A 15,182-nucleotide genomic window follows, 5' to 3' on the forward strand; every position below is an offset into this window, starting at 1 on the left:
CTTTAAGGTTTAGTTGAATTTACAGTAATATCGCCGGAGATGATTTCATCCTTGGCGGCAGTAAGGGCTTTTTTCTGTTCTTCCGAGAAAGGGAAGGCACGAAGTTCTGCAAGGCCGACGCCGTTTTCAGCCAGGCCGAGGACAAAAGCATGCTGTTCAATTTTGCCTTTTTCTTTTAAAAGCTTCGCGATGTCATACACCGCAACGTCGATATTTTTCAGCATGCTGGTGACAATGGCTTTTTCCGCAACGAAGAACTGATCAGAGTCGACGCCTGCTGCGAGGACGCGCTTTTCCTGTGCCTTCTGGAGCGCGCCATAGCCAGTGAAACCGGCTGCCGGATAAATGAAATCTGCGCCTTTGCTAATCTGTGCTTCCGCAATCTTACCGCCGAGCTCAGCATCACTGAATGAGCCTGCATACTCGGTCACGATTTTGATATCGGGTTTCACATGCCTGGCACCCTGGATGAAGCCTTGTTCAAAATGGTGGATGACTTCTGCATCCTCACCGCCGATGAAGCCGAGTGTGTTCGATCTGCTGGCCATGGCTGCTGCCATTCCGACCAGGAAGCTGCCTTCATGCTCCTTGAATGTAATCGAAGCGATATTCGGCAATTCTGATACGGCATCAATCAGCAGAAATTGCTGTTTTGGATATTTCTTAGCAATTTTCTCAAGCGGCTCCTGAGCTGTAAAACCGAGGCCGATGACAAGGTCATTTTTTTCCTCGACAAGCTCTGTCAGCTTTTCTTCTAAATCTCCGTCTGGCGCCTCTTTATAATCAAACAGGACGCCCAGCTCATCACGGGCCCTCTCCAGCCCGCGGAAGGCCGAGTCATTGAAGGAGTCATCCCCCAGCCCTGTTGTTGATAACAAAATGCCAATCTTGTACTCTTTTTCCTGCTTAACCTCCGCTGCATCACCTGGCATCGAGCATCCTGCCAGGAGAAGAATGGCCAACAGAAGCAGGCCTAACTTTTTCACCAATTCCATTCACCTCTATTAAAAAATTCTCACGGTGAGTATATCGACAGAATGTGACATTTATTTAGAAGGAAGAAAAAGGAGAAATCGTTTAGAGAAGCGAAGAATATAGTAAGAGATTTTTAGGAGGAATAGAATATGACTTTTTCAATCGTCGGCTATGATCCGAAGGAAAAGGAATGGGGGATTGCGGTTCAATCCAAATTTTTAGGTGTTGGTGCGGTAGTGCCCTTTGCCAAGGCAGGCATCGGGGCGGTAGCAACCCAGTCTTATGCGAACACAGCTTACGGTCCGCAGGCTCTCCAATTAATGGAGCAGGGAAAGACTGCCCAGGAGGCGCTTGATCTTATTACAGCCGAAGACCCTGACAAGGAACTGCGCCAGGTCGGAATCGTTGATTTTGAGGGCAGCGGAGCTACTTTTACAGGAAACGGCTGCTATAACTGGGCCGGCGGGACTGCAGGCGAGTATTTCGCGGCACAGGGCAATATTTTAGTAGATGAAAATACAGTAAAGGCGATGGGTGCTACTTTTGCCAGCAGTGAAGGCACCCTGGCTGAACGGCTGCTTGCCTCCCTTAACGCCGGCCAGGAAGCAGGCGGGGACAGCCGCGGCCAGCAGTCAGCAGCTTTACTGGTTGTGAAAGAAAAGGGAGGTTACGGCGGCTTTAATGACCGCTATATTGACCTGCGTGTCGATGACCATCCTGACCCGATCACTGAATTGATCCGAATCTACCATCTGCAGCAGCTTTATTTTGCACCGAGCAAAGAGGGCAGGGTGGCTGATATTGAAGGAGATGTGGAGGCAGAATTGGGTAGCCAGCTCGTGAGGCTCGGCTATATTGAGAAAAAGGCAAGTGGCGGGGAATTATACAAAGCGCTGAAAACCTATATTCATACCGAAAACTTCGAAGAGCGGGAGCAGGATGAAGGGAAAATAGATCTGGATATACTGGAATATATGAAGAAACAAGAATAGCAGCTGCCGTTTGGCGGCTTTTTTTATAAGTGGTTCCAATTTTCCAGGGATTATGCTAAAAAGAAGATAGAATGAATGTGCGGAAGGAGAGAGAGATGTTGAACGGAAGAATCAACCGGAATGATCCTTGTCCATGCGGCAGCGGGAAAAAATATAAAAAATGCTGCGGCAGCAAGGATGTGATTGTGATAACGGACAGGATGGAAGGGGAAATCATCGCTCTCCAGGGAGAAGCGATTGAATTTGCCAAGCATGTATACGGAGAACAGCTCCAGGAGTCTTTTGAATTGGAGGATCTATCGTACTTTGATAAGGAAGAAAGAGAATTCTATGAATCTGTCCACACGCTCTGGTTCACAGCTTTCGGGGAGCTCGATTCCGGCGAGAGGATTATGGATTTATTTATAGAAGAAATGCTCCCCGCTTTGAAGAATTCCTACCTGAAGGATATCCTGCAGAAATGGGACAAGCCGTTTGCTTTTGCAGGTATTATTAAGGAAAGAAACGAAAGCAAACTTCTGGTTGAGGATGCAATGAGCGGACAATCTTTTACAGTCACCATCCTTGAACCTTACAAGGATATAGAGACTGCCCGTTTTGCATTCGGCATGCTGCTTCCTTATCTGGATCATCATGTATTTTTCCCGGCGCCATTTGAACTTGGCGGGGAAAACACCGACGCATACAGGGATTTTCTTTTAAAAGAATATAAAGCCACCCGGATGGAGGATCCGCAGGAATTTCTGCAGGAGTTCTTCCTTGAGATGATGGAGGAGGTGCCAGGGACAGCTGTTTCGTTTGAGTGGCCGAACGAAGGAGCGGCGGAGGTTGCTGATTTGTTTGCCAGAGATATGGAGCAGGAAGGCGAGGAAAGCTGGGTCATTGATATGGGGGTCACCCTCTGGATGAAATATATCGAGAAGACCGGCAAAAAGCCAAAGAAGGCCGGGATTTATGTGGCGGGCCTCCGCTATCTTGTCGGCACTCTGGCAAATCCGTCGGGCCCTGCGTATACTCAAAAACAGCTGGGAACCCTCTATGGCGTGTCTGCAGCCAGCATATCGAATGCTTATGGTGAAATCTATCATGCAATCGAGGACGTGCTGGAGGAAATCTTTCAATCTGAGCTCCAGGAGCCGGCTTCCCTGATGGAGTCTGAGCGGATGATGCAGGATTTGATGGGTCTTATCGGGGAGAAGGAGTTCGAGAATGAACAGGATTTGGATAGCTTCCTTCAGGGGCTTATGAATAAACCGCTGCCGAAAAAAGCTTCGGCCACCAAGAAGGGTAAAGCCCAGGATATCATGTATGAAGCATTCGAAGCATCCGGTGCTAAAAGATATAAGCTTGCCGAGAAAGCGCTTGAGCTGAATCCGCTCAATAGTGATGCCTATAATATCCTTGCTGAAAAGGAAGATCTCCCGGAAGCGACTAAGCTGTTTAAAAAGGGGATGGAGGCTGGACAGAAGGATCTCGGGGACGGCTTTTTTAAGGAAAATAAAGGCCACTTTTGGGGCCTGATTGAAACGCGGCCATTTATGAGGGCTAAAGCCAATTATGCACAGGCGCTGCATGCGCTTGGCAATCTGCCGGAAGCGATTGGGCATTATGAAGAGCTTCTTGAGCTAAATCCGAATGATAATCAGGGTGTCAGGTTTGTGATGTTTCAGGCTTACTGTGAAAGCAGGCAATACAAGAAAGCCAGAAAGCTATTGGAAGCTTATCCGGAAGAAATGGCTGCAGGCCTCTTCAATCAGGTCCTGCTCGAACTGCTGGAAAAAGGCTTCACAAGCAAAGCGGCTGCGCTGCTGAAGAAAGCGAAGAAACATAATCCTCATGCTTCAGATTATCTTTCAGGGAAAAAGAAAATGCCGCGTACAATTCCGGACTATTACAGCTGGGGTGACAAGAATGAGGCTATCACCTATGCGGATGGACATCTTCATTTATGGCAGGGAATTCCCGGGATTCAGACATGGCTGCAAAATAACTAAAAAGGGTGCGACATATTGAATACATTTTTTGGATGGCTGTTTAAAAAGAATTACCGCAATCTGAGCGACCTGGTCTCTCTGGGTGTGCTGCTGCTGTTGGTAAGGTTGATTGACTTTGGACCAGTGAGGGAAAATATTTATTTACTGATTCCGGTGCTGGTGGTTCTATTTGTCCTGGTGCGGGTGCTGGAAACCGTTACAGCTAAATTCCTCGGCGACCAGAATAAGAAGCTGGAGTATAGCACGTTCGCTTTTTCTGTGCTGGGGATTGTGGTTGTTACGTCTTTGCTGAGGTTTTGAAATTTGGCTGGTGCTCCCTTGTTGGGGGTGCCGTTTTTTTGTTTGTTGAATTGGGATTATTTGTATTTTTTGTAGAAAAGGGCGAGTTTTATGTAGAATCATTGGGATTTTATGTAGAATAATAGAGAATTTATGTAGAAAAAATTCATTTTTATGTAGAATCCGCGGTGAGGAGTTAGTTTTTAGCCTTAATATCTCATATAAAAACCAAATTGAAATCCAATTTTCTGCCCGAACTGAGAATTAGCGATTTATTTTCTTATAAATCCATTTGACTACCTCTATATTTTACACTTACCTGCTTAAAATTGATCCCCAAACTATTATAATTTACCCCTGACCTCTTAAAAGTCATTCCCCCCATTTATAGCATGCTTCGTGCACTTTCTCACAATTGTTGTCACTCTATAGAGGAAGTGGTAGAATTAAGGAGGAAACCTGCGATTTTTTGCAGGAGGAGATAGCTGCTGTGATAGCGAAAGGTACAGGAGCGGCAGTTGCCATAGAGGCTGCTGTTTATTTTTCATAAAAAGCTCTGAGGCCAATTGACGAGCCCATATCCAATATAAAGGAGCGTTTTTGATGCTTGGGATTTTAAACAAAGTGTTCGATCAAAATAAACGCGATTTAAAGAAACTGTCAAAGAAGGCGGAGCAGATTGACGCCCTGGCTTCCACTATAGATAAACTGACTGATGACCAGCTGCGCGACAAGACGGCTGAGTTTAAGGCGCGCCTGGAAAAAGGCGAGACGCTTGATGACATTCTTGTAGAAGCATTTGCTGTGGTCCGCGAGGCCGCGAAACGTGTGCTTGGCCTTTATCCTTATCCGGTCCAGCTGATGGGGGGCGTATCCCTTCATGAGGGGAATATTTCCGAGATGAAAACTGGTGAAGGTAAAACGCTGACGGCCACCATGCCTGTTTACCTGAACGCCCTGGCAGGAAAAGGCGTGCATGTTGTGACGGTCAATGAATACCTGGCCAGCCGTGATGCGACAGAGATGGGCCGTCTCTATGAATTCTTGGGCCTCACTGTCGGACTGAACCTGAACGGACTTTCAAAAGAAGAAAAGCAGGCTGCCTATGCGGCTGATATCACTTACGGTACGAACAATGAGCTTGGCTTTGACTATCTGCGCGACAATATGGTCCTTTATAAAGAGCAGAAGGTCCAGCGCCCGCTGTATTATGCGGTAATCGATGAAGTCGACAGCATCCTGATCGATGAGGCGCGTACACCGCTCATCATTTCCGGGTCTGCGCAAAAGTCTGCCCAGCTTTATATCCAGGCAAATGCTTTTGTCCGCAACCTGAAAAAAGAAGACGACTACACATATGATGAAAAAACCAAGGGAGTCCAGCTGACAGAGGACGGGATGACGAAGGCAGAGAAGGCTTTCGGCATCGAGAATCTGTTCGACATTTCCCATGTGGCGATCAACCATCATATCACACAGGCCTTGAAGGCGCATGCGAGCATGCATCTTGATGTTGATTATGTCGTCCAGGACGGCGAGATTGTCATCGTTGACCAGTTCACAGGCCGCTTGATGAAAGGGCGCCGCTACAGCGACGGTCTCCACCAGGCGATCGAAGCGAAGGAAGGCCTGGAAATCCAGAACGAAAGCATGACGCTTGCGACAATCACTTTCCAGAACTATTTCCGTATGTACGAAAAGCTGGCCGGTATGACGGGTACAGCGAAGACAGAGGAAGAGGAATTCCGCAATATTTACAATATGTATGTAACGGTCATCCCGACGAACAGGCCGATTGCCCGTGACGACCGTGCCGATCTCATTTATGCGAGCATGGACGGCAAGTTCCGCGCGGTGGTCGAGGATATCGCCGAGCGCAACCAGAAGGGCCAGCCGGTGCTTGTGGGTACGGTGGCCATCGAGACGTCTGAAATCATTTCTAAATATCTGACGAAAAAAGGCATCCGCCACGATGTCCTGAATGCGAAAAACCATGAGCGTGAAGCGGAAATCATTGCCCATGCCGGTGAAAAAGGCTCTGTTACCATCGCCACCAATATGGCGGGGCGCGGTACTGACATCAAGCTTGGCGAAGGCGTGAAGGAAGTCGGCGGACTTGCGGTCATCGGTACGGAAAGGCATGAAAGCCGCCGGATTGATAACCAGCTCCGCGGACGTTCCGGACGCCAGGGGGATCCTGGTGTGACTCAGTTCTATCTTTCCATGGAAGATGAATTGATGCGCCGCTTCGGGTCTGACAATATGAAATCAATGATGGAGCGCCTTGGCATGGACGACAGCCAGCCGATCCAGAGCAAGATGGTATCTAGAGCGGTTGAATCTGCGCAGAAACGCGTTGAGGGCAATAACTTTGATGCCCGTAAGCAGCTTCTGTCATATGATGATGTATTGCGCCAGCAGCGTGAAATTCTTTATGCACAGCGCAATGAGGTGCTTGAGTCTGAAAACCTCCGCGAAATTGCCGAGAAGATGATCCAGGCTGCCCTTCAGCGCAATGTCGAGGCTTTTGCCCCTGCTGTCGAGGATGAAGAGAACTGGAATCTGGATGGCCTGCTTGATTATGTGAACGGCAACCTTCTCAATGAAGGCGACCTCACTGTCAATGACCTGCGCGGCAAGGATACAGAGGAAATCTTTGAAACCATCTATGCGAAGGTAAAAGAGCGCTATGATGAAAAAGAAGAAATTCTTGCTGAAGACCAGATGCGCGAGTTCGAAAAAGTTGTTGTGCTCCGTGCGGTTGATTCTAAGTGGATCGACCATATCGATGCAATGGACCAGCTTCGCCAGGGCATCCATCTTCGCGCCTACGGCCAGATCGACCCGCTGCGGGAATACCAGCATGAAGGCTTTGCGATGTTCGAGAACATGATTGCCAGCATCGAAGAAGATGTGGCCAAGTACATCATGAAAGCGGAAATCCGCAACAACCTTCAGCGTGAAGAAGTGGCCAAAGGCCAGGCGGTCAACCCCAAGGAAAACGAGGGCGGTAAAGTAAAGAAAAAGCCGGCTGTAAAGCAATTGGATGTCGGACGCAATGACAGCTGCATCTGCGGAAGCGGCAAAAAGTACAAAAACTGCTGCGGTAAAGAAGCTTAAGCATAAGAACAGAAGAGGGCCGGTAAAGCTCGATCAGCTTTGCCTGCTCTCTTTTTCCTGATACACTGTAAAAAAACTATTTAGAGGTGACTGGAATGGAATTAGCAGACATTCGCAATGAGTTAGAGAGAACAGCTAAGGTATTAGCGGACTTTAGGGGGTCTCTTTGACTTAGAAAACAAAGAGGCGCGCATCGCCGAGCTTGATGAAGAAATGCTGCACCCGAATTTCTGGGATGATCAGAAAGCGGCGCAGGTTGTTATCAGCGAGTCGAATGCCCTGAAGGATCAGGTCCATGAATTCCATGACCTGTATGAAACATTTGAAAACCTGGAGCTCACTTATGAGCTTGTGAAGGAAGAAAGCGACGAGGATCTCCAGAATGAGCTTGCCGAAGAGCTGACTGAGCTGACAAAGCGCCTTGCGCAATTCGAGCTGCAGCTTTTGCTTAGTGAGGAATATGATAAAAACAATGCCATCCTTGAACTCCACCCGGGAGCGGGCGGTACGGAATCCCAGGACTGGGGCTCCATGCTGCTGCGCATGTACACACGCTGGGCAGAGAAAAAAGGCTTCAAGGTTGAGACGCTTGATTATCTTCCTGGTGATGAGGCTGGAATCAAAAGTGTCACTCTTGCCATCAAAGGGCATAATGCATACGGCTATCTGAAGGCAGAAAAAGGCGTTCACCGCCTCGTCCGGATCTCGCCGTTCGATTCATCAGGCCGCCGCCATACCTCTTTCGTTTCCTGTGAGGTTATGCCGGAGTTCAATGATGAAATCGAAATCGATATCCGTACAGAAGACCTGAAAATTGATACGTACCGGGCAAGCGGCGCCGGCGGACAGCATATCAATACAACCGACTCAGCTGTCCGGATCACCCACTTGCCGACAAATGTCGTGGTAACATGCCAGACCGAGCGCTCCCAGATCAAGAACCGTGAGCGTGCCATGAAAATGCTCCAGGCTAAGCTCTATCAGAAAAAAATTGAAGAGCAGGAGCAGGAGCTGCTGGAAATCCGCGGCGAGCAGAAGGAAATCGGCTGGGGCAGCCAGATCCGCTCCTACGTATTCCACCCGTACAGCATGGTCAAGGACCACCGCACAAGCACGGAATCCGGAAACGTCCAGGGCGTAATGGACGGCGATCTCGATCCGTTCATCAATGCTTATCTGCGTTCAAGACTAAGTCTATAATACTGAAGGAAAAGCCTTTGCCGGAAATGGCAAAGGCTTTTTTTATGTGGATGTTGTGTGAGGCCAGTGAAGAGGTTTTCGGGAAGGTTTCTATACTTTAATCGTCTTTTTCAACTGGTTGATCTCTTTATCATGTACACCGGTTTTCCCGCTTAAGTACTCAATGTCAATCTTCGCTGCATTCAGTTCATTTGAAACCACCTGGTAAAGCTTTTCATGATGATCAAGCTTCGTTTCAATATGTTTAAAATGGCTTCTCATTTCGGTGGTCAGATTGTCAAACCTTTCATCCACAGTATCGAGCCTTTTATTAACAGCATCAAACCTTTCATCCGCAGCATCAAACCTTTTATCAACAGCGTCAAATCTTTTATCAACAGCATCAAACCTTTTATCCACACCATCGAGCCTTTTCTCCATTGCATCAAACCGGCTGTTCATCTGTGACCCAAGATCCACTATCTGCTCCTGCATGATGACCAGGATTTGTTCGAGTGACTTCTCCATGTTTTTTCACCTCCTTTTCGACATTATACCACTTTTCTGTATGCGGAAATCCATTTTGTATATTTTTGTAAAAAAGATAAAAACTAAAGATAGCATTGGTTTAGTTTTTCTGGATTCCGCTGTTCCCATACACTTCCGCTCCACTCCTTTAATACGTCACTTTATTGGCATTTACAGCCTTTTTTCAACATGCTATACTCACTTTCGGCTATGAAAAGCCCATGGAAGAAAAAAAGTAAACAGGAAACTTTCGACAAATAACGGGAGGTGCCTGTCACCAATAAAGGAGCAGGATGCAAGTGAGCAAGAGAAAGAGAGGAAGTACATATAACCCTGGGGCGGAGCGGGCGCTTGAGTATTTGTTTGTGCTGGTGGGATCCGGGATTGTGGCGGTGGCGTTCAATGTGTTTTTGCTGCCGAACCGGATTGCTTCCGGCGGAGTGAGCGGGATCAGTACGATATTGGACGCATTGGTTGGCTGGGAGCCGGCTTATGTGCAGTGGGCTTTTAATATTCCGCTGTTCATCGCAGGGCTGATATTCTTGGGCAGGCAGTTTGGGGCAAAGACCTTAGCGGGAACCATATTCCTGCCGCTTGTTGTATTTTTGACGAGCCATGCAGACCCATGGACACAGGATCCGCTTCTTGGGGCCCTGTTCGGCGGAATCGGGGTCGGCCTTGGGCTTGGGATTGTATTCCGCGGGAAGGCTTCAACGGGAGGCACTGATCTTGCGGCCCAGATCATCAATAAATATACAGGGCTGACCCTTGGGACATGTGTGGCCATCATTGATGGCTTGATCGTCCTTTCTGCAGCGGTCATCTTTGATATTGAAAGAGGTTTGTATGCACTTATTGCCCTTTACGTGACAACCAAGACGATCGATTTGATCCAGGTTGGCTTCAGCCGTTCAAAAATGGCCATGATCATTACGGACAATCAGGCAGCTGTCAGGGAAGGCATCTTGAATAAAATTGACCGCGGAGTGACAAAACTATCAGCATATGGCGGATATACCGATCATGAACGGCCAATCCTGATGTGTGTTGTTGATCAGACGGAGTTCACTAAATTGAAACAACTCGTCAAGACCATAGATCCTCAAGCGTTTATTATAGTAATGGATGCATCTGAAGTGCTCGGCGAAGGCTTCAAACGTGCCTAGGCTTGCAGATGTCCGGAAATGATCCGGATATAGGAGGTATTTATAATGAAGAAGAAATTGATGATGATTTTTATGGGAGCTTCCTTAGTCCTTGCTGCGTGCGGCGGCGGGGAAGAAGCGAATGAAGGCAGTGAATCGGCAGGAGCGGGCGATCCGCAAAAAATGTTCACCCAGAAATGCTCAAGCTGCCATGGCGACAATCTGCAGGGCGGGGTTGGGCCGAGCCTTGAGAAGATCGGATCACAGCTTTCCCAGGAAGAAATTGAAAAGACGATTGCAGAAGGTAAAGGTGCCATGCCGCCAAGGCTTCTTGAAGGCGAGGATGCCGCTGCGGTGGCAGAATGGCTGGCAGCTAAGAAGTAAGAGGGAGAAACCGTTTCATCCTACTTTAGTAGGATGACGGTTTTTTTAATTTATAAATATGAAGGTTTTTCCAATGTTTTTGTCGTATTTTAACAAATTACGATACCCGATTTTGGGTAAAAAGAACCGTTTTTTATACAAATGAAAAGAAACTGTAATATTTTTTTCCGTTATTTTGACAAAGTATGATGTTATAATGGGTTGAGTGAGAATACGAACAAGCTGCTTTTAGTAGTTTTGTGTTTAATTTTGTCACGATTTAATAAACACTGTTGTCGAATTGCTGTCGATTTCTAGCGAAAAGTTAATTCTATTCTTAACACTAAACTACAGGTGATATAAATGATCGAAATGCAAGACGTATATAAGAAGTATTCCAACGGAGTAACTGCTGCCAACGGGATAGACGTACGGATCAAGCAAGGAGAGTTTGTATATGTTGTAGGTCCGAGCGGAGCCGGCAAATCGACCTTCATCAAGATGATGTACAGGGAAGAGAGGCCCACATCCGGCACAATTACGATAAATGGCGTGAATCTTGAAAAGCTGAGGCCTAACAAAGTTCCGCTGCTCCGCCGAAACATCGGCGTTGTATTCCAGGATTTCAAGCTGCTTCCTACTTTGACAGTTTACGAGAATGTCGCATTTGCCCTTGAAGTTATCGAGGAGCAGCCAAAATATATTAAAAAACAGGTTATGGAAACCCTTGAGCTGGTCAATTTGAAGCATAAGGCGCGCATGCTGCCGACTGAATTGTCAGGCGGAGAGCAGCAGCGAGTATCCATTGCCCGCTCCATCGTAAATTCGCCGAAGGTAGTCATCGCCGACGAGCCTACCGGGAACCTTGATCCCGATACCTCATGGGAGATCATGAATATCTTTGATGAGATCAATACGAGGGGCACTACAGTCGTGATGGCGACGCACAACAAAGAAATCGTTAATACAATCAAGCATCGCGTAATTGCCATTGAAGGCGGAAAAATCATACGTGATGAGCAAAGGGGAGATTACGGTTATGAAAGCTAGAACCCTTCGCCGTCACATCAGGGAGAGTTTCAAGAGCCTCGGCCGGAACGGATGGATGACTTTTGCCTCCGCAAGTGCGGTAACGGTCACTCTCATCCTGGTAGGTGTGTTTTTCGTTATTATGATGAATCTTAATCAAGTGGCTACAACCATTGAAGAGGACGTGGAAATCCGCGTTCACATCGATATTGCTGCAAATGAGCAGGATCAGCAGGTTTTACGAAGTAAAATTGAACAGATACCCGAAGTGGGAAGCGTCGAATATTCAGCCAAGGAAGAAGAATTGACCAATCTGATAGATAGTCTTGGGGATGAAGGCCAAGCCTTCAAACTTTTTGAACAGGACAATCCGCTGAACGATGTATTTATCGTAAAAACGAAAAACCCGGAAGATACAATGAAGACGGCAGAAAAGATCGAGAAGCTGCAGTATGCCACAAAGGTTAAATACGGACAGGGACAGGTTGAGAAGCTGTTCGGCTTTATCAATACAAGCCGGAATGTCGGTCTTGTCCTGGTAGTGGGCCTTCTGTTCACCGCCATGTTCCTGATCTCGAATACGATTAAAATTACAATTGTAGCAAGAAGAAGAGAAATTGAGATTATGAAGCTGGTAGGGGCGACCAATGCCTTTATACGCTGGCCGTTCTTCCTTGAAGGGCTGTGGCTGGGCGTGCTGGGGTCGATCCTGCCGATCGTGCTGGTTGCAACCACTTATAATTATGCCTATGATTATATCTCGCCAAGGCTTCAGGGCCATTTCATCCAGCTGCTGGAATTCAATCCATTTGTCTACCAGGTTTCCGCACTCCTCATTCTGATGGGAGCATTGATCGGAGTCTGGGGCAGCCTGATGAGTGTCCGCAAATTCCTTAAAGTATAAGTATAAAAGAAAAGATGCATGGAAGGGCCCTGCAGGGGGGAACCATACTCCGGGCCCTTTATGCGTCATAGAATAGACGTATGATTAGTATGAAAAGTTTCAAAAACATATAGAAGACGATCTAACCCGTACATATGGCCCCATTGGAAAGGAGAAATCGGAACTTGAAAAAATCAATAGCAGCGTTTTCTTTTGCCACGGCTGTCGGCCTGGGAAGCATCTTTGGAGGCATCCCTGCCAGCCAGGCATCAGCGAGCAAAATCAGTGATCTGGAAAGCAAGAAAAATCAAATTCAGGAGCAGCGCTCCGGCAATGACAGCAAGATTAACAGCGCTGATTCAGAGATTAATAGACTCCAGGGAGAGCAGGACAAGGTGAGCAAGGAGCTTGAGCGTCTTAGCCTGTCCATCTCCGATACGGAAACGAAGATCAAGGAAAAAACAGAGCAGATTGCATCAACGAAAGAAGAAATAGAAAAGCTGAAGGCCGAGATCGTGGTCATCACTGAGCGAATCAACAAACGTAATGAAATGCTGAAGGACCGCGCCCGTTCATTCCAGGAAAATGGCGGTATGGTCAGCTATCTCGATGTCCTGATGGGAGCACAGAACTTCAGCGATTTCATTGACCGTGTAGGAGCAGTCGCTACGATTGTGGAAGCAGACCAGGATATCCTGCGCGAGCACGAGGCAGACAAAAAGCTCCTTGAAGAGACTCAGGCAAAGGTGGAAAGTGAGCTTTCTTCCCTTGAGAAGATGCGCACTGACCTTGAGAGCATGAAAAAGCAGCTGAATGCACAAAAAGCTGAAAAGAACAAGCTGATGGCCAGCTTAAAGAATCAGGAAGAACACAAGCATGCTGAAAAGCTGAACCTTGAAGAAGAAAATGAACTGCTTGCTGCCCAGGAAGCTGCCATCAAGCAGGCAATAGAGCTTGAGAAAAAGCACCAGGCAGAATTGGCAAGGCAGGCTGAGCTTGAGCGTCAAAGACGTGCGGCTGCAGCAGCGGCTGCCAAGAAAAACAGCTCATCAGGAAGTAGTAGTAGTAGTAATAGCAGCAGCAATAGCGGCGGTGGAGGCGGCGGCCCAGTATCATCCGCACCTTCGATTTCGGGAGGCAACTTTACGAAGCCTGCTGCAGGGGTTGTGACATCAGGGCTTGGACAGCGCTGGGGAACTTTCCACGCTGGTGTAGACATTGCTAAAAGCGGAACAGTCCCAGTCGTAGCAGCGGCAAATGGCGTTGTTATTAGATCATATTATTCCAGCAGCTATGGAAATGTCGTATTCATCTCCCATTCTATTGAGGGACAAGTATACACAACTGTTTATGCACACTTAAGCAGCCGCTCAATCGGCACCGGAGCGACTGTCTCAAAAGGACAGCAGATCGGGATCATGGGCAACACCGGTGATTCACAAGGACAGCATCTGCACTTCGAACTGCACAGAGGCCCTTGGAACGCATCTAAATCCAATGCAATCAATCCGATCGGGATCGTACCGATGTAATAAAAAAGGAAGAAGCTTAGATGCTTCTTCCTTTTTTTTATCTGCAAAAAGATCAGTCAGTCTTTTTTACAGGTGCAATCTCAAGCCCTTCTATGCTCAGTGCCTCATTGATGGCATGCTTGAGTGTGGCAAAACAGTGCTGGTCATTCAGCGTGATATTCCGCTCGGTCAGCTGGATGCTGATCTGCGGGGAGATGCCTACAATGAAAGGCTTGACCCCCATCAGGGTGGTTGTTTTTGTCAGATTATTTATTAGCTCCAGAATATAGTCATCAACTGAGTTGATGCCCGTAATATCCACAATCAGTGTAGAGGGCTTATGAAGCAAAAGGCCGGAAAGAACCTTTTCGATGAGCTGTGATGAACGGTTCTCCTCAAATTTGCCCATTAAAGGAAGGACTGTAATGCCATCTATTACGGGGATAAGCGGAGAAGACAGATCATTCACCAGCTCGCTCAATTCTCTTGTACGCTGATCGACTTTTCTTTCCAGCTCGAGAATTGCCTGCTGCTCTTTCTTTCGGATGCTGTCATGGATATTGTCCTTTGGAGTGATTTGAGAAGGGAAATAGCTGATTTCCGTATAGGTGCTTCCTTCAAAGGTGCTCGCTGTGATTTCATACCAGATGCTTGTAGCGAAAAGGCCTGACAGCACTCCTGCCCAGTGGCCCGGAATGAAGGCCCCTGCCGTGCTTTTTCCCTGGGCGCGGATGACCCTTTCTTCCCAATCATTTTTCAGCCGGAGTGCAGCCGTTCTTTTATCCATGGAATATTCGGTTATTTCCACCTGCCCCCATCCGGCACTGCTATAAAGCGGCGGAAGATATTCAATGATTGCTTCTACACTTTTGCCTGTGCTTTTATAAAATCTGCTTACATCCTCACCGGTCCTGTAGCCTGCTGTTTCAAGCACGAGCCTGGCGGAATCGTCTCCAGCTATTTCTTCAATTGTATTCATGAAGGTTTTCAGGGCTGTTTTGGTCCAAAGGAGAATAGCATCATCCCCTTCAAAATCAAGGGAACCGCTGCTTTCATTCCATTGGATGGTCGTTTGCCCGATTCTATACTCATAATTAGTCTTCTCCTCCAAAAACCTTTCCTCCTTCAGCCAGCAAGTTATTCATAAACTTCGTTACCATTTTACCCTTTAGCGGGGGTGAATA

General features: G+C 47.4%; 13 protein-coding genes. 10 read left to right on the plus strand and 3 right to left on the minus strand.

Annotation, left to right across the window (positions count from 1 at the left end):
- Positions 1–2: 2 nt before the first annotated feature.
- Positions 3–995, minus strand: coding sequence for a BMP family lipoprotein (locus tag CYJ37_RS09410; RefSeq protein WP_180827292.1), 993 nt, complete (start codon positions 993–995; stop codon positions 3–5).
- A gap of 129 nt (positions 996–1,124) precedes the next feature.
- Between CYJ37_RS09410 and CYJ37_RS09415 the strand changes: the two genes are divergently transcribed.
- The 5 genes from CYJ37_RS09415 to prfB all read left to right on the plus strand — a co-directional run bounded on the left by CYJ37_RS09415 (position 1,125) and on the right by prfB (position 8,560).
- Positions 1,125–1,967, plus strand: a complete 843-nt coding sequence (locus CYJ37_RS09415; RefSeq protein ID WP_101549392.1) for a DUF1028 domain-containing protein — start codon at positions 1,125–1,127, stop codon at positions 1,965–1,967.
- Positions 1,968–2,062: 95 nt separating this feature from the next.
- Complete coding sequence (locus CYJ37_RS09420; RefSeq protein WP_180827293.1) at positions 2,063–3,961, plus strand: YecA family protein; 1,899 nt, start codon at positions 2,063–2,065, stop codon at positions 3,959–3,961.
- A 15-nt stretch (positions 3,962–3,976) separates the two neighbouring features.
- The gene (locus tag CYJ37_RS09425) at positions 3,977–4,261 is read left to right on the plus strand and encodes a hypothetical protein (protein ID WP_009793004.1); all 285 of its coding nucleotides are present in this window, start codon (positions 3,977–3,979) and stop codon (positions 4,259–4,261) included.
- A gap of 582 nt (positions 4,262–4,843) precedes the next feature.
- Positions 4,844–7,360 carry a preprotein translocase subunit SecA gene (secA, locus tag CYJ37_RS09430; RefSeq protein ID WP_101549394.1) on the plus strand — a complete coding sequence of 839 codons (2,517 nt, stop codon included), beginning with the start codon at positions 4,844–4,846 and terminating at the stop codon, positions 7,358–7,360.
- A gap of 95 nt (positions 7,361–7,455) precedes the next feature.
- Positions 7,456–8,560, plus strand: a protein-coding gene (gene prfB / locus CYJ37_RS09435) for a peptide chain release factor 2 (protein WP_101549396.1) whose coding sequence is annotated in 2 segments (ribosomal slippage) — positions 7,456–7,527 and positions 7,529–8,560 — 1,104 coding nt in all. Because the reading frame shifts where the segments join, the coding sequence is not laid out codon by codon here.
- Between the two features lie 90 nt (positions 8,561–8,650).
- Here prfB and CYJ37_RS09440 read toward each other — a convergent pair.
- The gene (locus CYJ37_RS09440) at positions 8,651–9,067 is read right to left on the minus strand and encodes a hypothetical protein (protein WP_101549398.1); all 417 of its coding nucleotides are present in this window, start codon (positions 9,065–9,067) and stop codon (positions 8,651–8,653) included.
- A gap of 293 nt (positions 9,068–9,360) precedes the next feature.
- Here CYJ37_RS09440 and CYJ37_RS09445 point away from each other — a divergent pair, with 293 nt between their 5' ends.
- The 5 genes from CYJ37_RS09445 to CYJ37_RS09465 all read left to right on the plus strand — a co-directional run bounded on the left by CYJ37_RS09445 (position 9,361) and on the right by CYJ37_RS09465 (position 14,019).
- Positions 9,361–10,233: a YitT family protein gene (locus CYJ37_RS09445; RefSeq protein WP_180827294.1), complete on the plus strand. Its 873-nt coding sequence runs from the start codon at positions 9,361–9,363 to the stop codon at positions 10,231–10,233.
- A 45-nt stretch (positions 10,234–10,278) separates the two neighbouring features.
- Complete coding sequence (gene cccB / locus CYJ37_RS09450) at positions 10,279–10,596, plus strand: cytochrome c551 (RefSeq protein WP_009793010.1); 318 nt, start codon at positions 10,279–10,281, stop codon at positions 10,594–10,596.
- Between the two features lie 342 nt (positions 10,597–10,938).
- On the plus strand, positions 10,939–11,625 hold the full coding sequence (ftsE, locus tag CYJ37_RS09455; protein ID WP_022544395.1) for a cell division ATP-binding protein FtsE: 687 nt from the start codon (positions 10,939–10,941) through the stop codon (positions 11,623–11,625).
- Positions 11,615–12,508: a permease-like cell division protein FtsX gene (gene ftsX / locus CYJ37_RS09460; RefSeq protein ID WP_022544394.1), complete on the plus strand. Its 894-nt coding sequence runs from the start codon at positions 11,615–11,617 to the stop codon at positions 12,506–12,508. The genes ftsE and ftsX overlap by 11 nt, the downstream gene beginning before the upstream one ends.
- Positions 12,509–12,672: 164 nt before the next feature.
- Complete coding sequence (locus CYJ37_RS09465; protein ID WP_257964209.1) at positions 12,673–14,019, plus strand: murein hydrolase activator EnvC family protein; 1,347 nt, start codon at positions 12,673–12,675, stop codon at positions 14,017–14,019.
- A gap of 52 nt (positions 14,020–14,071) precedes the next feature.
- On the opposite strand, the gene CYJ37_RS09470 is transcribed toward CYJ37_RS09465, so the two are convergent.
- Positions 14,072–15,109: an STAS domain-containing protein gene (locus CYJ37_RS09470; RefSeq protein ID WP_101549405.1), complete on the minus strand. Its 1,038-nt coding sequence runs from the start codon at positions 15,107–15,109 to the stop codon at positions 14,072–14,074.
- Positions 15,110–15,182 lie beyond the last annotated feature (73 nt).

The organism is Bacillus sp. UMB0728 (assembly GCF_002858875.1).
GTDB lineage: Bacteria > Bacillota > Bacilli > Bacillales > Cytobacillaceae > Bacillus_AB > Bacillus_AB infantis.